At 42.5% G+C, this 25,494-nt stretch carries 18 protein-coding genes; 6 read left to right on the top strand and 12 right to left on the bottom strand.

The annotated features are described in order from the left end of the window. Positions 1-66: 66 nt before the first annotated feature. The 6 genes from ACN6MV_RS08195 to ACN6MV_RS08170 form a co-directional block, all read right to left on the bottom strand. On the bottom strand, positions 67-1,452 hold the full coding sequence (locus ACN6MV_RS08195; RefSeq protein ID WP_076120862.1) for an MATE family efflux transporter: 1,386 nt from the start codon (positions 1,450-1,452) through the stop codon (positions 67-69). Between the two features lie 1,519 nt (positions 1,453-2,971). Then, positions 2,972-3,889, bottom strand: a complete 918-nt coding sequence (locus ACN6MV_RS08190; RefSeq protein ID WP_042125466.1) for a DUF5692 family protein — start codon at positions 3,887-3,889, stop codon at positions 2,972-2,974. A 376-nt stretch (positions 3,890-4,265) separates the two neighbouring features. Then, positions 4,266-5,528, bottom strand: coding sequence for an FAD-dependent oxidoreductase (locus ACN6MV_RS08185; RefSeq protein WP_081954029.1), 1,263 nt, complete (start codon positions 5,526-5,528; stop codon positions 4,266-4,268). A gap of 3 nt (positions 5,529-5,531) precedes the next feature. Then, positions 5,532-6,569, bottom strand: a complete 1,038-nt coding sequence (locus ACN6MV_RS08180; protein WP_042125462.1) for a helix-turn-helix domain-containing protein — start codon at positions 6,567-6,569, stop codon at positions 5,532-5,534. A gap of 124 nt (positions 6,570-6,693) precedes the next feature. Then, positions 6,694-7,425: a metallophosphoesterase family protein gene (locus ACN6MV_RS08175; RefSeq protein ID WP_419886727.1), complete on the bottom strand. Its 732-nt coding sequence runs from the start codon at positions 7,423-7,425 to the stop codon at positions 6,694-6,696. Between the two features lie 84 nt (positions 7,426-7,509). Then, a complete protein-coding gene (locus ACN6MV_RS08170; RefSeq protein WP_042125459.1) occupies positions 7,510-8,028 on the bottom strand; it encodes a MarR family winged helix-turn-helix transcriptional regulator in 519 nt (172 codons plus the stop codon). A 217-nt stretch (positions 8,029-8,245) separates the two neighbouring features. On the opposite strand from ACN6MV_RS08170, the gene ACN6MV_RS08165 reads away from it, so the two are divergent. Continuing rightward, positions 8,246-9,877 (top strand): MDR family MFS transporter, encoded by a 1,632-nt coding sequence (locus tag ACN6MV_RS08165; protein WP_042125457.1) that lies wholly within the window; start codon positions 8,246-8,248, stop codon positions 9,875-9,877. A 73-nt stretch (positions 9,878-9,950) separates the two neighbouring features. On the opposite strand, the gene ACN6MV_RS08160 is transcribed toward ACN6MV_RS08165, so the two are convergent. Next, the gene (locus tag ACN6MV_RS08160) at positions 9,951-10,421 is read right to left on the bottom strand and encodes a MarR family winged helix-turn-helix transcriptional regulator (RefSeq protein ID WP_419886126.1); all 471 of its coding nucleotides are present in this window, start codon (positions 10,419-10,421) and stop codon (positions 9,951-9,953) included. A 159-nt stretch (positions 10,422-10,580) separates the two neighbouring features. Between ACN6MV_RS08160 and ACN6MV_RS08155 the strand changes: the two genes are divergently transcribed. After that, on the top strand, positions 10,581-12,077 hold the full coding sequence (locus tag ACN6MV_RS08155; RefSeq protein WP_339289848.1) for an amidase: 1,497 nt from the start codon (positions 10,581-10,583) through the stop codon (positions 12,075-12,077). 32 nt (positions 12,078-12,109) lie between these two features. Here ACN6MV_RS08155 and ACN6MV_RS08150 read toward each other — a convergent pair whose 3' ends face one another. Then, positions 12,110-12,709 (bottom strand): TetR/AcrR family transcriptional regulator, encoded by a 600-nt coding sequence (locus ACN6MV_RS08150; RefSeq protein WP_419886125.1) that lies wholly within the window; start codon positions 12,707-12,709, stop codon positions 12,110-12,112. A 166-nt stretch (positions 12,710-12,875) separates the two neighbouring features. On the opposite strand from ACN6MV_RS08150, the gene ACN6MV_RS08145 reads away from it, so the two are divergent. Next, positions 12,876-13,763, top strand: a complete 888-nt coding sequence (locus tag ACN6MV_RS08145) for an ABC transporter ATP-binding protein (protein ID WP_339289846.1) — start codon at positions 12,876-12,878, stop codon at positions 13,761-13,763. Further along, complete coding sequence (locus tag ACN6MV_RS08140) at positions 13,760-14,572, top strand: ABC transporter permease subunit (protein ID WP_042125446.1); 813 nt, start codon at positions 13,760-13,762, stop codon at positions 14,570-14,572. Before ACN6MV_RS08145 ends, ACN6MV_RS08140 begins: the two co-directional genes overlap by 4 nt. A gap of 121 nt (positions 14,573-14,693) precedes the next feature. Here the strand turns inward: ACN6MV_RS08140 and ACN6MV_RS08135 are convergent, their stop codons facing one another. From ACN6MV_RS08135 to ACN6MV_RS08120, 4 genes are all read right to left on the bottom strand, one after another. Further along, positions 14,694-15,662 (bottom strand): family 43 glycosylhydrolase, encoded by a 969-nt coding sequence (locus ACN6MV_RS08135; protein ID WP_042125444.1) that lies wholly within the window; start codon positions 15,660-15,662, stop codon positions 14,694-14,696. A gap of 103 nt (positions 15,663-15,765) precedes the next feature. Continuing rightward, complete coding sequence (locus tag ACN6MV_RS08130) at positions 15,766-16,677, bottom strand: carbohydrate ABC transporter permease (RefSeq protein ID WP_042125442.1); 912 nt, start codon at positions 16,675-16,677, stop codon at positions 15,766-15,768. A 54-nt stretch (positions 16,678-16,731) separates the two neighbouring features. Further along, positions 16,732-17,610 carry a carbohydrate ABC transporter permease gene (locus tag ACN6MV_RS08125; RefSeq protein WP_042125440.1) on the bottom strand — a complete coding sequence of 293 codons (879 nt, stop codon included), beginning with the start codon at positions 17,608-17,610 and terminating at the stop codon, positions 16,732-16,734. An 80-nt stretch (positions 17,611-17,690) separates the two neighbouring features. Next, positions 17,691-18,935: an extracellular solute-binding protein gene (locus ACN6MV_RS08120; RefSeq protein WP_231574072.1), complete on the bottom strand. Its 1,245-nt coding sequence runs from the start codon at positions 18,933-18,935 to the stop codon at positions 17,691-17,693. Between the two features lie 276 nt (positions 18,936-19,211). On the opposite strand from ACN6MV_RS08120, the gene ACN6MV_RS08115 reads away from it, so the two are divergent. Next, a complete protein-coding gene (locus tag ACN6MV_RS08115; protein ID WP_042125437.1) occupies positions 19,212-20,117 on the top strand; it encodes an ArsR/SmtB family transcription factor in 906 nt (301 codons plus the stop codon). Between the two features lie 454 nt (positions 20,118-20,571). Continuing rightward, entirely contained in the window at positions 20,572-25,290 is a 4,719-nt protein-coding gene (locus ACN6MV_RS08110; protein ID WP_419886124.1) for a LamG-like jellyroll fold domain-containing protein, read from the top strand. Positions 25,291-25,494 lie beyond the last annotated feature (204 nt).

Below are 25,494 nucleotides of genomic sequence, written 5' to 3'. Positions count from 1 at the left end.
ACGTTTTTAATATAAAAGAGCTACGTTTCCGTCAGCAGGCGTAGGTAGTGTATCCTATCAACAATTCTAAATCAGCTTGTGTGCAAACCACTTTTTGCCTTTGAAGCGCCACAGAAAAATGCCCCCGCGAACGGCCCACTCGCAGTTCATTGCCAACCAGACACCCATGACACCGTAACCTAGTACGATCCCAAGGATGTATCCAAAAATCACCCGAAACAGCCACATCGTCAGCATCGAGGTAATTGAGGTGAAGCGGGAATCTCCCGCTGCCCGCAGCGCGGACGGCAAAATAAAGCTGACGGCCCACAGTGGAACTTGGGCAATGGAATTCACCAGCAGCACCACAAACAGATCGTCAATGATCTCGGGAGGTGGGGAAAAGATCGATACCAGCGGGTGGAATAGCGGCATCAGAATCAAGGCGATCAACGCCAAAGAGCCGGACCCTATCCAGAGAAAGGACTTGATGAACTTTCTGGCTTCAGAGACATTCCCCCGCCCGATACATTGGCCGACCACCGTTACAATAGTTAGCGACAGCGCGCTGGCTGGAATTTGAAACACCAGAGCCAGAGAGCCGGCAATGGCATTGGTCGCAATGGCATAAGTGCCTAGGCTGACAATAAACACCTGAGTGAGCAGTTTACCCCCATTGAAGAACATCTGCTCCGCCGCGAACGGCACGCCGATGAACATGATTCTCCTCAGCATGGTCAGAGGGATTCGAAATAGGTCACGAAAACGCACCCGCAGGGTCGTATCCACCTTGAACAGATACACCAGGGCACAAACCATACCTGCATACCGCGCGATATTAATCGCAAGCGTCATCCCCAGCACACCCATGTGCAACAGGTTAATGAAGACCACGTTCAGGATAACATACAGCAGGTTCATGATGAGCGACAGCATCAAAGAAGCTCGTGTCTTGCCCACTCCTCGCAGAGCTCCGCAAACCGCCTGAACCACCGCGATACCCAGATACGAGATGCTGCTGCCGATCATGTAGATGCGGGCATTGTCCAGCACTTCGGGTGAGGCGGTTCCGAACAACAGGTTCAATATTGGAGTATGTAATCCCATTAGCAACAGACCAATTCCCAAAGCAATCAGCGACACCGAGGCGACCGAAGCCGCCGTAGCCTGGGACACCATCCGGTCGTTTCCGCTCCCTTTATACTGCGCGACTACCACTGTTCCCCCGGTTGCAACCGCCACGAACACATTGATCAGAAAAATATTCAGCGAATCCACCATATTCACTGCACTGACCGCCGCCATCCCGGACGAGCTGATCATTGCGGTATTTACCAGATTCAGTCCAATAATGAAGGCCTGGTCTATCAGAATTGGAATAAATAAAGCTATAATTTGCCGATAATCCATCCCCTCCCCAGAAAGATATTTCTCTAGTAATCTTTTCTTCTGAAGACTAGCCCGAAGCTGCATAACATATCACATTCTTTTCTGTAAAATGGAAAAAACTCTTCATCCGAAGAGCTCTTCAACAAATTATACCCATTATACCGTGGGCACTTTACATTCAGTTTACTATAGATACACTTTTAAGTCTTTAATCAGGAGTCAAAAAACAACAACTGTCCTTCACATATTTGAAGAACATAATCTTCATCTTTGGAGAACATAAACTTCATTAGAATTATGCAGCTTCAGACCTTCAGACCATAGAATCATTCGTTCATCAAAAGTATTGGCAAGAGTCTTTACGCGGATTGCGTTATGCTTGATGATTATGATCGATCTTTGCATTTACGCAAGAAAAACGCCTGACGGCTTCCTTGGAGGTAGAGTTACAAGCTGAGTACATCCGTAATTCCATAATCGTATCCATATATACCTTCGTAGTGAGGTTCCGAGAGACGGACCGCATTGCACTTATTCCCTAATAACAAGCCCATTCCCGTGTGACTTGGGGCGGATAACGGCGCTGGCTCGTTTACGTTACCATCAGCACAATGTATTCAGTTTTTCGCATACATTCGGCTCGTTTACGTTACCATCAGCACATTATATTTGGTTTTTAGCATACATTTGGCTCGATTACGTTACCATCAGCACATTGTGTATGGTTTTTCGCATACATTTGGCTCGTTTACGTTACCGTCGGCACATTGTATTTGGTTTTTCGCATACATTCGGCTCGATTACGTTACCATCAGCACATTATATTTGGTTTTTCGCATACATTTGGCTCGTTTACGTTACCGTCGGCACATTGTATTTGGTTTTTCGCATACATTCGGCTCGTTTACATTACCATCAGCACAATGAATTCAGTTTTTCGCATACATTCGGCTCGTTTACGTTACCATCAGCACATTGTATTCGGTTTTTCGCATACATTTGGCTCGATTACGTTACCGTCGGCACATTGTATTTGCTTTTCCGCATACATTTGGCTCGTTTACGTTACCATCAGCACATGTATTCAGTTTTTCGCATACATTTGGCTCGTTTACGTTACCGTCGGCACATTGTGTTCAGTTTTTCGCATACATTTGGCTCGATTACGTTACCATCAGCACATTGTGTATGGTTTTTCGCATACATTTGGCTCGTTTACGTTACCGTCGGCACATTGTATTCGGTTTTTCGCATACATTCGGCTCGCTTACGTTACCGTCGGCACATTGTATTTGGTTTTTCGCATACATTCGGCTCGTTTACATTACCTTCAGCACATTGTATTTGGTTTTCCGCATACATTTGTCCGTATGCTCGACTAAAACATGCATTTCGAAGGCTATAAGGTCCGCTCGGCCCGTTATACATCTCAAAGAGGCGTGAGGTTAATTAAAAACAGTGCTCCCCATGGCCACTAGTTGAATATAGGCCCATCCCATAAATTCGTTTCACATTTCTCCGCGATCTCGCAATTTTATAATTTCTATTCCATAAAAAAACCCGCGCTAGGCGCGGATTCTTAAAAAAGCTATTAAGCCTTATATTATTTTACACTCTCCGCAATCGCCTTATAAGCCGCTAAATCTGTATACACTTCCACTTTAAGCGGATTCCGTTTATGTTTAATAATTTTATAGAAGTGATAGACAAATACTGCAATGTTAGCAGCCAAGGATAATGCGCTCACTACCCAAAGCGCGGTTTCGCTATGTGAGGATTGAACAGCGAACTTCGACTCACCAACAAACGCCGGGAAAGACATCGTAAACATCATCCAAATCGCCAAGGTTTGAGCGCGATGCTGCAGCCATGCTCCTTTTTTGAAGAAGAAAGCTGGAATGGTACAAGAGATCAACAATGCTGCGCCTGCATAGAAGGCATGGTCAGAAACTGCGTTATATACATAAGCAAAGTTCCAAATATCATAGGCGATAATCCAGAACCAAAGCTGGTCAGGCCACAACATATCCTTACTCTTGTCTTTACTGATAACAATACCCATCCAACCCGAAATCGTAATAATGTTCAGAATACCTGCGATCCCGTTCATTATGTTCCAAGGACCACCTACCATCATTACGCCATCCACCATACCCTGCAAACTGTACACTTGGAAATCACGGATAACAGCTTCAAGGATGTTAACTGCAAGGATAATCGCCGGGAACATTAAGATATATTTATTTTTGTCCCAACCTTTAACATAGCGGATCGCCATGAACCCTAAACATCCTGCCAAAGCAGAATATACCTTAACCCAGTGAAACCAAGTTCCAGTACTAGAGCCTTCACCCGCCGTATTCGGCCAAACCGCTATGGTAAGCACAATTGGTACAGCTATAAATAGAATGATTGAGAACCACTTGCTCTTTCGAGCTATCTCGTTGAAAATCATTAATCCTGCAAGTACTACTAACCACATAAGAGCAGAGTACCAGGGAATCGATTCGAATAAAAACATAATGAATTCCTCCTTCATATTTTGTATATAAGCTATGTCTTGAGTCCAATATATCCCATCCTCCTTCGAACGATCAAACCACTCAAAACGTTGATTTATCAAGGTTTTCATAGTCTCATTTCGAGTTAAGTTTACACATCAATAGTACTGGAATTTATCAGAGGACCTATCCTAAGCAGGGAATTCAATTGGAAACTATGTCTATAGAACTACACACTGTAAACCTAACTTGAAAGTAAATTATCCCCGCAAAGCGGAGTTTTGCTTTGATGCTTACTCCAGATACTTTGCGGGGTGCCCCAAATATATTTTTTCTGCAATGTAAAAAAACCTTGTCGACAAATTTCTTTGTGGACAAGGCTACTGCTAAAACAATTTAAAAAAATCGTTCAACCAGGTATTTCGAATAAACAATACAGTTCTCCAGTGTAGGAAAGTTCATGATCTCTCCAGCATAATAGATTTCATCTCTTCCCTGCATCTGATCAAGCCGTTCATAAAACCCTTCCCGGATCGCATTAGAATCCACATGGGGGAACTGCTTCCAGCGCTTCATCATATACAGACGGATATTCTCGCCGCCAAGCTCGCGAAGTTTATTTTCTACCTTTTCCCGCATTTCTAGATCTGTCATTTCATCATTCTCCGCTACATAAACCGTAACTAAATCTGTTGTTCCCATATCTGCCCACCTGTAATACCACGCCATCATATGTCCTTTACGTTCAGGGTTCATATTGCGGGGGATATATCCTGATAGCTCCGGTAGCCCCTTCACTCTGTAAGCATATACCCGAAATCGTTCATAGATAATGCGCTCGAATAATGCTCTGTCTTCCGAAGATAAGTGAACCCTATCGCTCAGATGCTCTAAGGAAGCTGTATAAATCACCTTATCGAAATAAAAGATATCCTGGCTTGTTTCCACCCGAACTTGACCGTTCACCTCTTGCTCCATATGTAGCACTTCACAAGTCAGACGCAGATCTTCTACTTGGTCGGCCATTCTTCTAATGAGTTCTGTGACTCCCTTAGGCCAGGTTATCATGTGAGTGATTTCAATAAAAGATAGTAAATTATCATAAGTAAGAAATTTCAACACATAAGCCGCCGGCACATCTTGAATACTTCCAAAACCAAAAGTATTGAAGTAATGCATATACACCTGCCCAATAACAGTTAGATCGTTCTCTGCACACCACTCTGAGAATGGCTGGCATAAATCTGAGGGTAAGTTCAGAAAACCAGGTTCTTGCAGTGACTTATAACGCTTCAAAATATCGGGCAACCTTTTGAATTCTTGAGTAAATGCCTGAATTTGGTCCATAGGAATCTGAGAAGTCTTCCTCCCGTTATTATCAAAAAATCCCCGTTCCAATAGCGGCCCTTTATCCATAAGATCAAACTCTTTCATAAGTTCTATCGTATGTTTATAAGTTGGCAAGCCGATTAGCGTCCCCATTTCATAAGTTTTCCCTTTGTATTCAATAGAGTGACACTTTCCGCCTACTCGGTCTGACTTCTCAAGGAGAGTAATATGGGTATATCCTTTTTTCGCTAATTGGTAAGCAGCAGTAATCCCGGAAATCCCTGCACCGATGATCCCTATCCTGTCTTCATGCTTCATCTTAGTCATCATCCGTTATCTCCTTGTAAATAACCATAATGGCAAGGTCTCACGCTGGCCTGTATACTCAAGTGCGACATCTGATGGTATTTTACCTTGATTAGGTCCATCTGTGATCACCCTGCTGAAGTTATAGATCCTCAAGTATTCATGTAAGCGCTTTTCTAAAATCTCAAAGGAATCTATCGAAGCATCCAACCAAGCCTGCTGGTAAAATTCTTTCGTTAACACCGCCACGAATTGATGTAATGGCTGAAATACTTCTGTCTGATCTGCAGTTATAGCTACTTGATTTATGTTGTTCTTATGTAAAAAATCGCTGTATTTATGTTTCCCTCTATCCCAGTTTGTAGTAAATTCACGACTTTTGTTCGTTACCAAATTGTCGATTTGGAATTCTAAGGTCTTCATCAATGGGATAACCTTCAGATCCATAAAATCGATAAAATGAATGGCAGACTTCCTATTATAAAGCTTAACTAAGCCTAATCTGGAATAGGCATCGTAGACCACATATTGATACACCTTTCCTACCCTTGGGAATACGCCCATATAGCTAATACTTTGTTGGCACATATACCCGGGGTGAGCATTTTCAGGATTTTTCATCTTATAGTCGAGAGATTTCGGTTTCTCTTTACACCCTTTGGTGTTAACTGCTTGTGCACCTTCCCTCTTCTTTGCTTTGACTTCTTTGGCATAAGCCTCACGTTCTATCCTCGTACTAAGTCCATTACGACGCAGCACATTGTAAATACCTGACTCCCCTATGTTCACACCCTCATCCTGCAGTTCATAAAAGATTCGCTTGGGTCCATCTTCAGGAAATTTGGCAACGTATTTTAAGATCAGTCTCTCTGTTCGCTTATCCACTTTATTAGGCATTACCGGTTTTCGTTCCTTCTCAGCCAGTCCATCCATGCCCTGTTGTTGGTAAGCTTTACACCACTGATAATAGATCGTCCGAGATATGCCAAACGCCTTACAGGTTTCGCTCACATTGTTGCTGATCGTCCCTTGCATGAGGATATGATATTTGTTGTTCGCATTCATCTATTACACCCCCTACTCTCTTTATTTTATACATAGTTGAGGTTTAATACAGTGCTATTCTATATTTCTTTAAGTTCATTTCATGACTTATGTAAGAAGATCTATATTAAAAAAGAGAGACAGCTCAAGGCTTCTCCCCATTCCGAACAAAATGTGTGATATATTCCCCTCCAGAAATCTCCAAACAGTTCAGACGTTGACCATATGCGCATCCACCGTCCACACCGATCTTATCGCCCTGCGGGCTAAACCAGATTTCTTCCGAATCATGTAGATCCATCGTCGAGGTATGTCCAAAAATAACCGTTTTATTAGTGCTAACTACCGGATTCGTATAAAATGGTTCTCTGATCCAGATAAAATCATACGGCTCTTGCTGCTTCCAATCTTCTATTAAGGGGTTAATGCCTGCATGCACAAAAATATGCTCTTCGGTCTCGTGATATAGCGGCAATGAACTTAGAAAATCTAAATGATGTTTGTATTTCTGTCTAAGTTCTTCTTTCAGCAACATATAATCGTCCCAGCCAAAATCCGCTTTAAAAAAGTTCGAATCTGCCTCACAGTAGCTCATCAATGTATACAAACCGCCGTTGCTAAGCCAATGCGTATCCAGTTTATCATCTTCGCCGGTGAGCGCATCATAGGCCATTTTATCATGATTGCCTTTTAGAACAATAGCGCCACACTCCCGCTTCAGAGCCATGACCTGATCCACAATCCCTTTACTATTGAGACCTCTATCCACATAATCCCCCATCAGGATGAGCTTGTCCTCGGATGGACGATAGTTTACCTTTTTTAACAATGCGTTGAATTCGGAATAACTTCCGTGAATGTCACTAATCGCTAATATTCTGATTGTAATTCCTCCTTGCTCTGGGTGCAGAAAAAAAGACGTTCCGGCTAAAGGCTCCGAAATATCTTTTGGTTATGTTCACTATACAGAATCCAAAACGAGCGGATCTTCATCGGATGAATTAAAAAGCTGACGGCTTCTGACTTCATGCACCGCTTCTTGAAAACGATCACATAGAAAAATCAATTGGTCGATCTCTTTCTTGCCTACCTTTTCCATAACTTCGCTTAGAATACCGGAATAAGTAGCCATCTGCGAATCATAAATCTGTTCTCCTTCATTCGTTAGAGCAATATATACAACTCGCCGATCAGTATCGGACGTTGTTCGCACCACGTATCCTTTTTCCTCCAAGCTGTTTACCATTTGCGTCGCAGTAGGTCTGCTGATTTGGAGCAGGTCGCTTAATCTGGAAATCATTACTCCCCGTTGCTCTTCACCGTCTGAAGGCTTCTTTCGTTTCATCAAATTGTTAATGACATACATCATCACAAATTCTCTATACGAAACACTTTCCTTAAAAGAGGGACGAGCGGTCAAACGTTTAATGTTCTCAAAGGCTATGATTAGCTTTTGCTCTTGACTATTTTGAGTATCCATAGGGCACCTCCAATTTAACTCAATCTAATTAGATTACCTACCTATTTCCAAAAAATCAAGTCCAAATCACATTCTCATTAGATTAAAATTAAATAATTAAACAGTTGTGCTAAATGATGAATTTGTGTATTATACATAAATGATAGTTTGGCTACCTAATTATTAAGACATGAATTCCCAAACTACAATATATAGACGTTAAAGGAGAGGAACTGCTCTGGAGCACCTTACGCAAAAGAAAAAAGTTACAATTATGATTGCATTAATGGCGGCCATGTTTTTCGCAGCAATCAACCAGACCATTGTGGGGACTGCAATGCCCCGAATTATTGCGATGTTGGGAGGCATTGAACATTATACTTGGGTAATCACCATCTATATGCTCACCTCAACAATCGCCACCGTACTTGTCGGTAAGTTATCCGATATCTATGGAAGAAAGCCATTCCTCTTAGCGGGGATCGTTATTTTTATTATAGGCGCTTTCATGTCCGGATTGTCGACAAATATTTTCCAAATGATCACTTATCGCGGGATTCAAGGTCTTGGCGGCGGGATTCTAATGTCGGCTACCGTAACCGCTGTAGGTGATTTGTTCGCTCCTAGAGAGAGAGCCAAGTGGACCGGAATTATGATGGCCATATTTGGATTCTCCAGCGTAATCGGTCCTACCCTTGGCGGCTTCATGGTGGATCACATGGCTTGGAAATGGATCTTCTGGATCTTCCTGCCTTTCGGTATCGTGGCTTTCTTTATGATTTGGAGAATGTTCCCTAAAACTGCACGCTCCACCTCAGAATCCATTGACTACTTAGGCTCTATATTCCTTTCCCTTACCATTGTTGCACTCTTGCTCGGCTTTTCATGGGCCGGGACAAAATATGACTGGGGTTCTCCAGAAATTCTCGGGCTGTTCGGAGCGTCAATTCTGGGAGTTATCATTTTGATTCTGATTGAACGAAAAGCTAAAAGCCCAGTGTTGCCATTATCCTTATTTAAAAACTCCATTGTAACCATCTCTATGATTGTAGGCTTCCTAATGAATGCTGGTATGATGGGCGCAATGATCTATCTACCGTTCTTTGTCCAAGGTGTAGAAGGTGTCTCCCCAACCAACTCCGGATTTATTAATATGCCGATGTCACTTGCAATGATTGTACTTAGTACACTTGTAGGAAGATGGATCTCCAAATCAGGTAAATACAAGCGTTATGCTCTGATGGGAATGCCGTTTATGGTTGCGGCTATGATCATAATGGCCTTCATGAGCAATATCGCTATGGCCGTAGTCAGCATGATTATTTTCGGTATTGGTTTAGGGCTGTCGATGCCTGTGTTTACCTTAACCGTACAAAATGCTGTAGCTCCTTCCATGCTTGGTGTTGCTACTGCTACAAATACTTTATTCCGTAATTTAGGTGGAACCATTGGTATTGCTATCATGGGTACCATTATGAACTCCACATTAACGAAAAAATTAGAGGCAGCAGTGTCCTCTGGCAAGGGTCCGGATTTAACCAAACTTGATCCTGAATCCGCTAAACAGCTATCCGCATTTATGAACCCGCAAATGCTGCTGGATCAACCTAAGCTGAAGGAACTGCACGCAACACTGCCAGAGCAAATCCAGCCGCTCTTTAATCAATTGATTGAGATGCTGCGGAACGCACTAAGCGATTCCCTGACGGTTGTATTCTTAAGCGGCACTGCACTGTTAGTAATTGCAGCACTGCTTGTCCTGTTCCTTAAAGAGATTCCGTTACGAAGTGGCGAGAAAAAAGTTGAGGTAACTGCAGAGGGAAAAAGCGAAAGCAAAAAACTTGAAAAGTCTGTACCTGCTGCACATTAATCACAAATAAATATACATTAGAGATGTCCGTTAACAGCTTAGGCTGTGCGACATCTCTTTTTTATGTGAAGGATTAGGATTCAGTGGGTTGATTATCATTCAATTCTTCAAAATAATCGTAGACCTCGTTTAACAGCCCCATTAACGAATCTGTCTTTTCTTTGCCCATATAATCAATCATACCTTTAAAGGTGTTTCGGGATTTCGTTACAGCCATTTCGGCCAAATGCTCTCCTTTTTCCGTAAGCGTGATCTCACTGATCCGGCGATCCTGTGTATCGGCAGTACGCACTACATATCCTTGTGCAATCAGGCTATTGACCATCTGTGTAACCGTAGGAGAAGTAACCTTTAGAAATTTGCTAATATCCGAAACCGTCTGGCCCCTCTTTCCTTCCCGTTCATTCCCCAGCTTTAAAGAGACCAACATCCGAACTTCACTTGGCTTCAATCCCCAGACCGTAGTTTTACGCCAATTCATCCTGGAAAATTGCTGGAAAGCTTCCATTAGTCCATCAACATTCTGATATTTATCTTCGTTCATCAGTACACCCCATAAGATCCATTTAATATTTAGTATAGCCTAATCGGGTATAAAAAAGAATTGATAGATATAAGGTATCCATTTTCAAATCATTACTAGCGGGATGTATAATACAATAGAGACAGGCTATTTATTCCTATTCGAAAGAAGGTACCTATTATGTCCTTTTCTTATTCTACATATGATGCCCTAGGACTCGCAGCGCTTATCAAAGCACGTGAAGTCTCCCCTAGGGAGCTGGTTGAAGCCGCCTTCGATCGACTCGATGAAGTCAATCCAGTCCTTAATGCAGTCGTACGCACCCGTAGAGAAGCTGCTCTTAAGGAAGCTGACGAAATGCCTGTACACGATGACTCTCGCCCGTTTGCTGGCGTTCCTTTTCTGCTGAAGGACATCTCTCAAGCCATCGCTGGAGAACCTCTTACTTCAGGTGCCTTATTGATGAAAGACAATATTGCTAGACGCGACTCGAACTACGTAGCACGAATCAGAAACGGCGGTTTTATTCCGCTTGGACATACGAATACACCGGAATTCGGCCTCAAAAACATCACCGAGAACGTCCTTCACGGCCCGGCACGTAATCCGTGGAATCTCGAATATTCCCCTGGTGGTTCTAGCGGCGGTGCAGCAGCGGCGGTAGCCTCTGGTATTGTTCCGGTAGCTGGAGCTAGTGATGGCGGCGGCTCGATCCGTATCCCTGCCTCGTTCACCGGCTTGTTCGGGCTGAAGCCAACCCGTGGACGCACTCCAGTAGGACCAGGTGTAGGCCGTCAATGGCAAGGTGCTTCTATCGACTTCGCGTTGACACGGTCCGTACGTGATAGCGCTGCTATGCTGGATCTGCTGCAGGTCGTGCAGCCAGAGGCTGCTTTTCAAACACCGCTATATCCGGGCGTCTATCTGGACGATCTTTTCAAACCAACACAGCGAAAACTGCGCATAGCGTTCACAACAGCATCCCCAGTGGGCACTCCTGTAACGAATGAAGCAGTAATTGCTGTGCTCAAGACTGTAAAATGGCTCGAAGCTGAGGGGTATGAAGTTGAAGAAAAGCTGAGCCCGGTAAATGGTGTAAGGCTAATGGAGAATTACTATACGATGAATACTGGGGAAGTGGCAGCGATGTTCGTATCGCTGGAAAAAATGATGGGACGTTCCATTACTTCCAGTGAAGTTGATATCGTTACTTGGGTCCTTGGGGAAGCCGGAAGAAAAGTCTCTGCGGCAGAATTTGTGCATAGTCTGGATGAATGGGATATTGCAGCCGCTCAAATGGCAGGTCTGCTTAACCGCTACGATCTGTATATCACACCAACAAATGCGGATTCAGCTCCTAAGATTGGCGAGTTAACGCATAGTTCTGCTGAAATCGAAAAACTGCTGCATGTACATGAGTTGCCGAAAGAGGAACAAGAGCGAATGATTTACGCTATGTTTAAACCAAGCCTAACCTATACACCGTTCACCCAGCTTGCCAATTTGACGGGCCAACCCGCCATGAGCGTTCCCGTCCATATGTCGCAAGCGGGTCTGCCGATGGGGGTACAGGTAATGGCTGCTAAAGGGCGGGAAGATTTACTGCTTCAGCTTGCAGCCCATCTTGAACAATCCGAGCTGTGGGTAGGGATGACAGGGAATCCGCTTTTCCCATGATGAATTAGAGTAAACAGGTTGCAAACCTTACGCTACTCCTGCTCCCGCCCGCAAATGCCATAGAAGAAGAGATGGATGGCTTCCTCCAGGAAGCCGTCTATATCTTCTTGTTTGCTGGCTTCATCTAGCATTTCTCCCGAGCTTCGCATATACATTCCTATAAATGAAAGTATCCCTTTGGTGGATACTTTATTTGAAATTTCTCCTCGTGCTTTGCCATCCTCCACCATCTTGACCATCAATGGTAAAACGTCATTCGTGTAACGTTCTTCAATATAATGAAACATTTCCTGGTCCTCAATCATAAGCTCCTTCACAGTCGTAGGAGACAATGAACTGTAGGTTTCTCTCTCCATCGTCATAATGTATTCAATAATCTCTTTTAGAGAATGCTCTCCATGAATGTAATCTTCAAATTCACGAATGGCCTTCTCTATAAAATCTTTAAAGGTCTCACCAAGCAGTGCTTCCTTGCTGCCAAAATAATTATAAATCGTCACCTGTGAGACGCCTGCTTCTTTCGCAATGTCTGCGATCCGGAGACGTTTGGGCTCACAGCTCTTGAGCATCTCCATAGTAGTCTTCATAATTTTGAGTTTTATTTGAGCGGCTCTTTTCTCAAATCCATTCATGCTATCCACCCTTAACTTCATTATATAGTGCGCTAATTTAAATTTAATGAAATATTGATTATCAATTATTTCATAATTCCATTGACTTCACTATTCACTAGGAATAATATAACATATGAAATATCTAATTAATAATAGTTCATTATTTTGCAGTGGAGGTGGTAGCATGCTTGTAGTTGAAGGCTTAACTAAGCGATTTTCGAATGGCAAGGGAATCGAAGATGTTACGTTTACCGTAAATAAAGGCGAGGTGTTTGGGTTTTTGGGGCCAAATGGCGCGGGTAAATCTACAACCATAAGACATATCATGGGATTCATGATGCCTGATCAAGGTTATGCGAGTATTCATGGACTTGATGTATGGAAAGCACAGGGCACGGTCCAGAAGCATATCGGCTATCTACCTGGTGAAATCAACTTTTTTGACGGGATGACGGGTATTTCCTTCCTTAAGTTCATGTCTGGCATGCAAGGGATGAAGAACACTACCAAACGTGACTGCCTGATTGAACGACTGCAATTTGATGCCGCAACTCCGATCCGCAAAATGTCAAAGGGAATGAAGCAAAAAGTCGGTATTGTCGCAGCTTTCATGCACAATCCTGAAGTTATTATTCTGGATGAACCTACCTCGGGACTCGACCCGCTTATGCAAAAGGTATTTATAGATCTCGTATTAGAGGAAAAAGCAGCCGGAACCACCTTTCTAATGTCCTCCCACAGCTTTCAAGAAATTGAGCGTACCTGTGACCGCGCTGCAATCATTAAAGACGGACGTATCATCACTGTGAAAAATATCCATGAACTGCAATCGATGCAGCGGAAGCTGTTTGAGGTTGTGTTCGCGAATCGCGAAGATGCAGAACAATTTGCCGCCTCCGGCCTGCAAGTGGAAGCTCGTGAAGGGAACATGGTCCGCATTGCCGTTCAGGGCAATTACGATCGATTCATTCAGGAGACCGGAAAATACAATATCCGCAGTATAGATGTATTTACGCAGAATCTAGAGGACATTTTCATGGACTATTATGACCGTGAGGGGGCCGTGCAATGAATCTTCCGCTCTATAAAGAAATGATGAGAGTGAACCTGAAAGGAATTATGAATTACGCCTTCGGTTCTGCCTTCTATATTCTGTTTATGATCTGGCTATATCCGGGGATCGCCGGAAGCACACAAGCCATTGATGACCTCATAAAAGCTATGCCGGAAGGTGTGGGAAAAGCTTTTGGATTAAACAGCGGATTTACCAGTGCTGAGGCTTTTATCTCTGGAGAATATTACGGACTTATTCTGGTACTGATTCTATCTATTGTATGTGTACAAATGTCGACGCAGCTCATGGCTCGGCTTGTGGATCGCGGTTCTATGGCTTATCTGCTTATAGCCCCAACAACACGGAGAAAAGTAGCGACCACACAGGCGCTTGTACTCACGACAGCTTTGCTCCTGATTATGGGTGTAACCACACTCGCCGGATTATTAGGTAAAGCATGGTTCCTCGGCAGTGAATATGAATTTAACAGCGGCCGATTTGCTCAGCTGAACAGCGTGGCTTTTTTATTATTTTTTGCCGTGGGGGGCCTTGCATTTCTTGTCTCCTCAATATGTAATGATGAGAAAAAAGCACTTGGAATTTCCGGCGCCATCACCTTCGGATTCTTCACTCTAGACTTGCTGGGTAAAATAAGTGATAAGCTGGAAGGGTTACGTTACCTGACCCTATTCTCCTTCTATCAGCCTGGCAAAATCGTTCAAGGCAACGTGGAGGTCATTCAGGTTTCCAGTTGGTTACTATTGATCGGTGTGCTCGCTTTTGCCTTAGGGATCGAGCAATTCAGACGACGCGATCTTCCATTATAAGAAAAGGGGACGCTCCAATAGCATATTGCTACTGAAGCGTCCCTTTATTAATAGAAGAATATTATAAGCTCCTCACACTAAAGAAGCATTATGTTAAAATATGCGAATGTATTGGCTTATGCTATAAATTTAACTTCGTATCCGGTCTAGGGACACCAAAATTTGGCGTTCCATCTTCATTCCACTGGATCACTTGCACACGTGCGTGACGATTAGGATCATATAATGGGTCTCCCACAATTTCCTTATAGCTTCTGGCATGGAACACCAGGATATCCTGTGTGCCATCTTCTGAGACTGTAAAGCTATTATGTCCCGGACCATATTGACCATTTTCTTCAGAAGTCGTAAACACAGGTTCTGGTGTTTTGACCCAAGATTTCGGATCCATTAAATCACTGTTCTCATCAGCAGTTAACAACCCCATACAGTAGTTATGATCTGTTGCACTTGCCGAGAAAGTCATGAAAATACGTCCATTCCGCTTAAGAACTGCCGCACCCTCATTCACCAAAAATCCGATTTTTTCCCATTCATATTCAGGTGTGGTGATGCACACTTGTTCTCCTTTTAATGTCCAAGGATTCTCCATTTCAGAGATATACATATTAGAATTACCAGGGATATCAGGATCCTTTTGTGCCCAAACGTAGTATCTAACGCCTTTGTGCTCAAAAGTGGTTGCATCCAAGGCAAAGGATTCCCATTTCGTTTTAATTTGACCCTTCTCCACCCATTCACCCTCCAAAGGATTTGCGGATGAATTTTCTATGGCAAACATGCGATGATCAAACAAGCCGTCTTTTGTGTCAGACGTATGTGCTGCTGCGTAATATACGTACCACTTTTCATCAATATAATGAATCTCTGGAGCCCAGATATTGGCACTCATTAAACCTGCTTCATGCTTAACCCAAATCGTCTTTCCCTCAGCCTCCGCTAATCCCTGAATGGATTCGGAGCGACGAAGCTCGATTCTATCGTACTCTGGAACAGAGGCTATGAAATAGTAATATCCGTCTGTATGTTTATAAATCCAAGGATCTGCTCTTTGCTCAATCAGCGGATTTTTTGCATTAAATTCTCTCATGATGACAACTCCTATATCTCTCTATATTTTTATTTTACGGGTCACCAAAACACACCCTTCCTCATAAGAAGGCAAGGTGTATTTAAGTTTTTGTTCATTCGATCTACCCTTTAATACCTGAATTCAAATTAATAGATTGAACGAAGTATTTTTGAGCAAATATAAATAGCAGCAAGGTTGGAATAATCGCCAAGATCGCCGAGCCCATTAATTGCCCGATCATACGATAGTTTCCGTAGATATCTTGAAGCAAGAGCAAACCAGCTGTAACCGGCATTTTATCTACATCTGTGTACACGATAACCGGCCAGAGGAAGTCATTCCAAGATCCCGTAAAGGAGAACAAACCGCAAACAATCAGAATCGGCTTAACCAACGGCAATATAATTTGTGCAAAAATTCTAAAATCACTGGCACCATCCACTTTTGCAGACTCATCCAGCTCTTTCGGGATACCGTTCATAAACTGTCTGACCAAGAAGATATTCCCCATACCCGCAAGACCAGGAATGATCATTGCCCAGGAAGTATTCACCCAACCAAAGGAATCGATAATTTTATAAGAAGGAATCAAGTTAACCACACCGGGGAAGAAGGAAATCCCTAGCAAAGTGAAGAACAACGTGTCTCTTCCTTTAAAGTTAATACGGGTATATCCAAAGCCGGTAATCGAGATCACAATAACTACCAGAATGGTGTGCGATGTCGCGATAAACAATGAATTTCCTAACCAACGTAGAATCGGGGCTGTAGAAGTATTATTCAGAATCGTGACATAGTTCTCAAAGACCCATGTTTCAGGAAATAGTCTAAAACCCGAGGAAACCACTTCCGTTTGTGATCTAAATGACGTAGAAATTCCGAAGATCACAGGAATGATCCAAATTACACAGAGAATAATTAAAAATGTGTAGGATACATATTTCGAAATACTGATATTGGAGGAGCCTTTTTCTTTTCTTGTTCTATTTATAACTGGATGATTTTCCAGTCCGTTTACCGCCTGATTTGACATATTAGTACACCTACCTTTTCCATTTCCTTGTTAATCACTTAGTCTCAGAGATCCCTAGGTTGCATTTCGGTTCATTACATAATATTGAAGTGCTGAAATGACCAAGATCACTAATCCCAATAACACTGCCATAGCGGATGCCATCCCTGCGATGGACTCACCGTTACCGAAAGCTAATTGACGAATATACATCATGAGTACGTGTGTACTTTGTCGAGGCCCGCCATCGGTCATCATTAACGGTTGGCCGAATACATTAAAGGCTCCGGCGGTTGTCATAACAAAGGTATAGATTAATGGAAAACGAATAGATGGCAAGGTGATACTAGTGAATCTTTTAATTGAACCCGCACCATCGAGCTCGGCTGATTCATATAATTCTTGCGCAACGCCACTTAAGGAAGCACGATAAATAATCATGTTGCCTCCAATACCACCCCATAATGTGATTACAATGATGATAATCCACGCATACGGCTGGTTTGCAGGCCACGCAACTTGTGATCCGAACAGATTTCCTGTGATCCCCAGTTGTTTATTAAAGATCAAGAGCCAGATCAGTGCTGCCGCAGAAATCGAAATCAAGCCTGGAATATAGAGAATAGATTGAATTAAGCTCTTCATTTTAACTTTTTTATGTTCCAGTGCAACAGCCACCATTAATGGGATCACAATTAATAATGGAACAGAGAGACCCACAAAGATCAACGTATTTTTCAGACCTCTGAAAAATTGCGTATGAAACGTTGATTTGCCATCAAAAAGAATGGCCTTATAGTTATCAAAACCTACCCAAACCGGATCACTCATTAAATTCCACTTTGTAAATGAAGCATAAATCCCATAAATCGTTGGCAATAAAATGAAGACAGCAAACAAAATGACATGCGGACCTACAAAGAAGGCAGGTGCCCAATTTATTTTCTTTTTCATAGGATTTCATTTCTCCTTTTGCACAAAGTAATGCACCAACGATATGGCACATTACTTCGTACAATCTATTCTATTTCACTTTATTTGGCTGCACTGCTGCTTTCTGCGATCTTATCTTCTACAAATTTCTGCATAGTTGCTAGGGTTTCATCAAGATCAACGTTGCCGCGAACAATATCTGCACAATAAGTATCTACTGCTTCCGCAATGTATGGGTAGTATTCATATGTGTAAATGTAAAGGGATTCAATTTCTTTTTCATTAGAAGTAAAGAAAGATTGCATATAATTTTGGTACTCTGGGCTTTGGTTAACTACGTTACTTGCTACGTTTTGTCCAGCTTTTGCCCATTCCATCGAGTTTGTACGAACATATTCCAAGAAGTTAGCAATACCTGCTTCTTTTTCGTCCGTTCTCTTGTCGTTCTTCAGCATAGCGAACAAGTGAGAAGAAGATCTATTCGTGAACTTATCAGGTGTTGGAGAATAAACATTTGTTACACCAAAGTTCAAGCCTTCAACCCCAGCATGTGCTGTAGAGCTCCAAGTTCCGTCTGTAGAGAATAGTACGTTTTGGGATTGGAACATCAAGTAACCGTCTTCACCAAATGGAGTCATCAGACCCGCATCAGCGATTTTCTTAACATTTTCAAAGGCTTGTTTAAATACAGGGGTGTTAACAGCCGGCTTACCATCAACTTGGATGTCTCCGCCCAAATCTTGGATTTGAGCTAAGATAACCCAGCCCAGCAAAGCATCGTTAACTACATAGTCGCCTTCATCCAATTTACCTTGTAAGGAGAGCATCTCATCAATCGTAACAACATTATCATCTAAGAATGACTCCGCATTATATTTCTTGAGCAAATCTTTATTGTAGTACATTACATTACTGTGGATATCAAGAGGTACTGTGTATTGCGTTCCGTCGATGTTACCAGTGTTCCAAGCTTGAGGTAAGTAATTTTCAGCTTTTAGTTCAGGTTGTGCTGGCAATACGGTATCTTGCATGGCTTCTAAGACACCTTGCTTAACAAACCCAGGAACACGGTCAGCGTGGATAATCGCCAAATCAGGAACACCTTTGTTGGAAGCTAAAACAGTAGAAATTTTTGTGTACATATCAGCCGTGATCACGTGTTTTACTTTAATTTCTGGGTTTGTAGCATTGTAGTCTTTAACAATTTGATCCATATAAGCACCATCATCACCAGTCAGCGGTGTCCAGAATGTAATCGTCTTACTATCATCTTTACCACCACATCCTGCCAACACTGTCGTTAACGTTAGAACTGTTGCCAATAATATACCGAATTTCTTTTTCAATACTCTCTCCCCCTGCAGCTGTATTGTTAAGATAATCATTTGCGTTAACTTTCTTTGGAAACGATTAACTTAAGCTTAGTATACATTCGTCTTGAAAGCGTAGTCAATAACTTTTAAATAAACTTAAGAGATTTTTTTTAAACTTAATTAACCTTTTAGTTCATTACTACGAGATGTAAGCGATACTTTATTTACTTCGGTTATCTTTCGTGTTACTTTATATATAGATTAATAAACTTTACAGTATATGAAATAACTTTGAAAGAAGTGGATGAAATGCAATTGGAAATAGACAAGTCCTCTCTCGTTGTTTACGAAGCCTTGGCAAGTGAAGTACGCATAAAAATCATTCAGTTGCTCTCCAAAAATAAGATGAACATCAAAGATTTGGCAGAAGAACTTAAAATAAGCAGTCCTATCGTAACAAAACACATCAAAAAACTAGAAGACGCAGGACTCATAAAAACCGAAAAGGTTCCTGGTAAATCAGGGATGCAAAAAATCTCGATTCTAAGAGTGGATCATATTGAGATTAACTTCCCAAAGAAGATCTTCCACTCCTTTGCCTCCTACGAGACATCCGTGCCGATTGGTCATTATACGGATTATGATCTGAAACCTACATGCGGACTTGCTACAGAAAAAGAGTTTATCGGCAGAGTTGACGAACCTAAGTATTTCATGGATTCCAAAAGAGTTGACGCTGAGATCCTATGGTTTACTCAAGGCTATGTTCAATACAATATTGCCAACTTTCTAAAAAAAGAGGAAACCTTGCAGCAATTTGAAATTAGCTTGGAGCTATCTTCCGAATTTCCGTTTGCTAATGATGTATGGCCTTCAGACATCACCTTTTCCTTGAATGGCTTGGAATTAGGAACTTGGACGAGCCCTGGGGATTTTGCGGATGCTAGAGGAAAATTCACACCAGATTGGTGGCCGCACAATATTAACCAATATGGATTACTAAAAACGATCAGAATTACCAATCACAATGGAACCTACATTGACGGTGACCCATTGTCTTCCGTTTCAATCGAGGATTTAGATACAACTTGTGACCGATGGACCTTCCGGATCGAAGTGAAGGAAGATGCCAAGCATGTCGGAGGCGCAACCATTTTCGGGAAAAAATTCGGAAATCATGATCAAGACATCATGTTCAAATTGTATTATCTTTAAAATCTCCTAGTGCATACACGTAACAAGGTTGGTTCTTTCATGGGGGCGAACAACTAATTTGTATTATTCTTCATTAGCTCCCCCCTACCTACAATGCAATATTCACCAAGCCTATCACCTATCAATTTCTTATTCACCTTCCCCTCTTATTCACAATTTGTAAAACTCCAACGCTCCTCTAAAGTACTACATCTACTCTCTATATTCGACAACCTTTCGTTAATAAAAATATAAAAAGATTTATCTTTACGTAAATTTCTATTTGACTATATGCTAATATCATGCTTAAAATGAGATCAATATGAAACGTTTTCCACACTATGGTTTGTATAAACTTAAAACAAATCCATTTCTATTTGTGAGAAACGTTTTTTTAGTAGTTGTATTGTAAGCGTTTCACATTTTTTTCTGCACCACCGCAATTTCTAATCACTAGAATCGGAGGATCATGAATTTGAGGAAAACAACTCGTAAACTAACCGCTTCACTTCTTGCACTCACTCTGCTAGTACCTGCACCACTTATTTCAGCGGCTTCTGCAAGCGATTCAAAAGCCACCGTACAATCCACGCAACAACAGACTGTCGATTATATGGGTCACTGGGCACAGAAGGATTTTCAATCCTGGGTAGATAAGGGTTTAATTTCAGGCTATGGCAAAGGAATATACAAACCGAACCAGGAGATCACCCGTGCGGAATGGGTCACATTAATTAACCGGGTCTTTAATTTGCAGGAAAAATCCGAAATCAGCTTCACGGATGTGTTGGAAGCGGGCTCACATTACAAGGATATCCAGAAAGCAGTAGCTGCAGGATATGTATCAGGATATGACGACGGTTCCTTCCGACCCCAACAGGTAGTAAGTCGTCAAGAAGCCGCAGTAATGCTGCACAGACTATTCCAGCTTAATGCTTCCGCGAATACCTCTGCTCCGAAAGATGTTGAAGATTTACCTTCTTGGAGCCAAGAAGCTGTATTATCTTTATTTGGTGAAGGTTATTTGAATGGTTATAGTGACGGCAGTTTTAAAGGCGCAAAGGCAGTAACAAGAGCAGAAGCTCTTCGTATGATTGAAAAGTTAGCCGGGGAAATCACTTCAAAGAGCGGGAGCTATACAGGGATTACCACTCAGAATATGGTTATCAGTAGCCCGGGTGTTGAATTGAACAACTCCACTATCTCCGGAAACCTGTACCTTACCGAAGGTATTGCAGAAGGCGACATTACGCTGAATAACATCACTGTAAAAGGAAAAGTATACGTGTTCGGCGGCGGAGAGAATAGTATTGTATTCAACAATTCTAATGTTGCCGACATGGTCGTAGATAAGCGTAACGGCAAACTCCGCATCGTTACTAAAGGATCGAGTGTCATACCGAGTGTACGTGTACATTCCGGTGTAACGCTTGAGGAAGATAGTACTTTAACGGGCGCAGGCTTCGGCCGGGTTATTATCGAGAATACGCTCCCGAACGATTCAATCATCACGTTAAGAGGGAACTTTGATTCCGCCGAGGTACAAGCGTTGGGAGTGCCTACATTACATCTAGCTGCAGGCAGTATTGCTGAAGTTACACTGAAGCAATTAGCTAAGCTGCGTGTAGAGGCAAGTACAGAAATCAAGAATCTCATCCTTGGCATAAACGATATGATTACTATCCAAGGTACCGGGAAAGTTGGCTTTGACAGTAGATTCAGCCACCTAATCAAATTTGAAACGCCTACTCCGACAGCTACGGCAACCATAGGTACAGGTGGATCAGGTTCTGGCGGATCGGACGGCGGCGCAGTTACTACACCATCTCCGACAGCAACACCTACTCCGGGAGCTACGGCACCAACACTCACCAATGTTTCAGTACATGATCCCTCCGTAGTCGTAGACAAAGGTACGTATTATGTGTTCGGGTCTCACATCGATGCAGCCAAATCAAACGATTTGATGAACTGGACTCATTTCACAAACGGCTATACAACACCGGGCAACGTACTCTTTGGTGATCTTTCCGCGAATCTGGCAGAATCCTTTAAATGGGCTGGAGAAAACGATTCTGACAGTAAAGACGGGTTCTCCATATGGGCTCCGGACGTTTTCTATAATGAGGATTATAAGAATGCAGACGGAACAACTGGCGCTTATATGATGTATTACAGTGCTTCTTCCACTTACATCCGCTCAGCGATTGGCTTTGCCACTTCGCAAAATATCGAGGGTCCTTACACCTATGGGAATACCGTAATCTATTCCGGTTTCACCAAGGACGAGGATTACGATACTAACAGCAAGATCAATAAAAAATGGACAAACACTAATATTCAGAAGCTTATTGATAACGGAACACTAGAAGGTTTCAACCCCGATTGGTTTGATGCAGGCGGCTCTTATAAGAATAAAACATATACAAACGCAATTGACCCTACCTTGTTCTACGATAAAGATGGCAAGCTATGGATGACTTATGGATCATGGTCAGGCGGCATATTTATTCTGGAAATCGATCCAGCTACCGGCGACCCTAAATATCCAGGCAAAGATAGCAAAACTGCTGATGGACGTTTAATTGACCGCTATTTCGGAACCCATATTTCCGGCGGGATGACCAAATCAGGTGAAGGACCTTATATCGCTTATGATAAGAATATCGGTTATTACTATTTGTATGTGACTTATGGAGGATTGGCGTCCGACGGTGGTTACAATATGCGTCAGTTCCGATCAACGAATCCGGACGGCCCTTATGTGGATGCTGCCGGACAAAGTGCAGTGCTCGCAACGAGCAATGACCATTCAGCGGTCGGCAACAAAGTCCTCGGAAACTTCATGTTCACAAATTTGAATAGCGACCCTGACTTCCAAACCTACGGTTATGTAGCATCAGGTCATAATTCAGTGAATTACGACGAAGAGACCGGTAAAATCTTCAACTTCTTCCATACTCGTTTCCCGCAGCGCGGTGAAACACATGAGCTTCGTGTGCATCAAATGTTCACGAATGAAGACGGCTGGCCAGTCACTTCCGCTCACCGTTACACAGGTGAAACTATCACAGCTGTTAAGCAGGAAGATGTTGTTGGAGCCTATCAGTTCGTGAATCATGGGAAAGACACTTCCGCTAAAATCAAATCTACAACAGATATCGAACTGCACAGTGATGGCACCATTACAGGATCTGTAACAGGTACTTGGGAGCTAAAAGGAGAGTATTACGCTGACCTACTCCTCAATGAAACTGAAAACGGAGCTGCCGTAAAAAATCTCTACAAAGGTGTATTTGTGAAGCAATGGGATTCCTCCCGCCAAAGCAATGTTATGACTTTCACAGCTATGTCCAACAAGGGTGTTACTGTCTGGGGCAGCCAAATTGAACTGCTCAGCACCGAACAAATTGTATCCAATATTAAAGATAGTTTAAGCTTGGGCAACACAAGTAAAGTATACAAAGATCTTACACTCCCAACTGAGGCCGTAAGAGGAACGGTTATTACATGGTCATCTTCCAATACAGACGTAGTAGAAAACGATGGTTCAGTTACTCGTCCAGAAAAAGGACTCGGAAATGCAACGGTTGAGCTTACTGCTACGATTACACTGGGTGAATCTACTGCAACGAAGACCTTTACTATCGTTGTAATGGAACTGACCGGCAATATGCTGGAAGACGGTTTGGTGGCCGCGTATGATTTTGAAGGAGATCTTTCAGAGAACGGAGATCGTACTGATAAGGGTACAATTACCGGCAATCGGATTAACAATACGGGTGGTACCATCACCTACGAGACGGGTGAAGAAGGCCTTGCAGCCAAATTCGACGGTAACTCCGGTGTTCGTCTACCGAACGGTTTGATTAAAGGCAACACCTATACAATAGGCATGTGGCTTAACCCACAAGAATTGACACAATTCACCACTGCTTTCTTTGGTGCTACAACAGATACCAATTGGATCAGCCTCTTGCCTTATGGAAACGGCGGAGCTACAACTCGGATGTGGTTTGGTAGCCAAACCTTCCATGATGCAGAAGCAGGCATGCAAATTCCAGTTAACCAATGGTCCCACATAGCTTTCACTTACGATGCTGGAGCTGTGAAACTGTATGTTAACGGAGAATTGAAGTACACAGGAAAAGGATTTACGGATGTTTTTGATAGCGAGGATGCAGTATTCTCCCTAGGTGTAAACTATTGGGATATCCCATACAAAGGTTTGATCGATAGCCTGCGGATCTACGAAAGTGCACTTTCCGCAGAAGCTGTAGACTTGCTAGTACACGGTCAGCCCGACAGTAATGTTAAAGTAAGTACGATAACCATAACGGAGCCTGAAAAAGCACTGGAATTAGGAAATAGCTTTACACCTCAAGTAAAAGTACTGCCTACCCATGCCGGAAATAAGAAACTAACCTGGAGTTCTAGTGACTCCAACATAGTTTCAGTTGATGCTGTAAGCGGAACGGTAACAGCGCTTGCGGTCGGTGGCGAAGCAGTGATTACAGCCACCGCGACTGATGGAAGTGGTGTTACTGCTGATTATAAGGTAAAAGTTACGGATGGTAGAGTAGCCTATTATGCTTTTGATGGAAACCTTGATGACTCCCTCCAATTGGTTGGTACTGGGCAGGTTACGGGAATTAAAATCGAAGCTCCCACTGTAGGTAACATCACTTACGGTAACGGTATCTCTAATCAAGCAGCGGTATTTGACGGTGTTTCGGGTATCCGGTTGCCTGATGGATTAATTGACAGTGATACTTACACAGTATCTATGTGGCTCAACCCTGAGCAGCTCACAAAAGCAACAACAACCTTCTTCGGTGCTGCTTCGATAAATAGCTGGATCAGTTTTGTACCACAGAACAGTGATGGTATAACACTGTTGTGGTCAGGTCAGGCTTGGTACGATGCTCTTACAGGTATGACTATCCCAGAAAAACAATGGACACATGTAGCGTTTACAGTCAAAAACGGTACAGTTAAGGTTTATATCAACGGAGTTGAGAAATTCTCCGGTGAGGATTTTCCTAATGTATTTAGAAACAAGAATGGTGTATTCGCTCTTGGCGTAAACTATTGGGATGTACCCTATAAGGGAATGATTGATGAACTGAAGATTTACAGCAGAGCACTCAAATCAGACGAAATACTGACAGAGTATAACTTGAATGTAAATTAAGAGAATCATCATCTGAAAAGAGAGCGGAGCCTCAGGCTCCGTTCTTTTTTTCTCGAATCACGCTATCAATTATGAAAGAGCGTTCAGAAATTTTCTCCCTTTCGTATTGTAAAACAAGCATTTAAATAATATAATCATTAACTATACATCTTGAAAAAACGATAATTTGACCTTTGTTATTAATAAACTACTTAATTTCTAAAT

The organism is Paenibacillus sp. B-A-8 (assembly GCF_048572915.1).
Taxonomy (GTDB): Bacteria; Bacillota; Bacilli; order Paenibacillales; family Paenibacillaceae; genus Paenibacillus_AQ.
The sequence above is the reverse complement of the archived record's forward strand: the minus strand, read 5'-3'. Positions and strand labels throughout refer to the sequence as shown.

Excerpts from the sequence above, each read along its gene's own strand:
- ACN6MV_RS08170 (WP_042125459.1), bottom strand. The coding sequence starts at position 8,028 with ATGGATACTCAAAATAGTCAAGAGCAAAAGCTAATCATAGCCTTTGAG.
- ACN6MV_RS08190 (WP_042125466.1), bottom strand. The coding sequence starts at position 3,889 with ATGTTTTTATTCGAATCGATTCCCTGGTACTCTGCTCTTATGTGGTTA.
- ACN6MV_RS08195 (WP_076120862.1), bottom strand. The coding sequence starts at position 1,452 with ATGCAGCTTCGGGCTAGTCTTCAGAAGAAAAGATTACTAGAGAAATAT.
- ACN6MV_RS08145 (WP_339289846.1), top strand. The coding sequence starts at position 12,876 with ATGCTTGTAGTTGAAGGCTTAACTAAGCGATTTTCGAATGGCAAGGGA.
- ACN6MV_RS08115 (WP_042125437.1), top strand. The coding sequence starts at position 19,212 with ATGCAATTGGAAATAGACAAGTCCTCTCTCGTTGTTTACGAAGCCTTG.
- ACN6MV_RS08185 (WP_081954029.1), bottom strand. The coding sequence starts at position 5,528 with ATGATGACTAAGATGAAGCATGAAGACAGGATAGGGATCATCGGTGCA.
- ACN6MV_RS08140 (WP_042125446.1), top strand. The coding sequence starts at position 13,760 with ATGAATCTTCCGCTCTATAAAGAAATGATGAGAGTGAACCTGAAAGGA.
- ACN6MV_RS08135 (WP_042125444.1), bottom strand. The coding sequence starts at position 15,662 with ATGAGAGAATTTAATGCAAAAAATCCGCTGATTGAGCAAAGAGCAGAT.
- ACN6MV_RS08180 (WP_042125462.1), bottom strand. The coding sequence starts at position 6,569 with ATGAATGCGAACAACAAATATCATATCCTCATGCAAGGGACGATCAGC.
- ACN6MV_RS08150 (WP_419886125.1), bottom strand. The coding sequence starts at position 12,709 with ATGAATGGATTTGAGAAAAGAGCCGCTCAAATAAAACTCAAAATTATG.
- ACN6MV_RS08125 (WP_042125440.1), bottom strand. The coding sequence starts at position 17,610 with ATGAAAAAGAAAATAAATTGGGCACCTGCCTTCTTTGTAGGTCCGCAT.
- ACN6MV_RS08155 (WP_339289848.1), top strand. The coding sequence starts at position 10,581 with ATGTCCTTTTCTTATTCTACATATGATGCCCTAGGACTCGCAGCGCTT.
- ACN6MV_RS08130 (WP_042125442.1), bottom strand. The coding sequence starts at position 16,677 with ATGTCAAATCAGGCGGTAAACGGACTGGAAAATCATCCAGTTATAAAT.
- ACN6MV_RS08160 (WP_419886126.1), bottom strand. The coding sequence starts at position 10,421 with ATGAACGAAGATAAATATCAGAATGTTGATGGACTAATGGAAGCTTTC.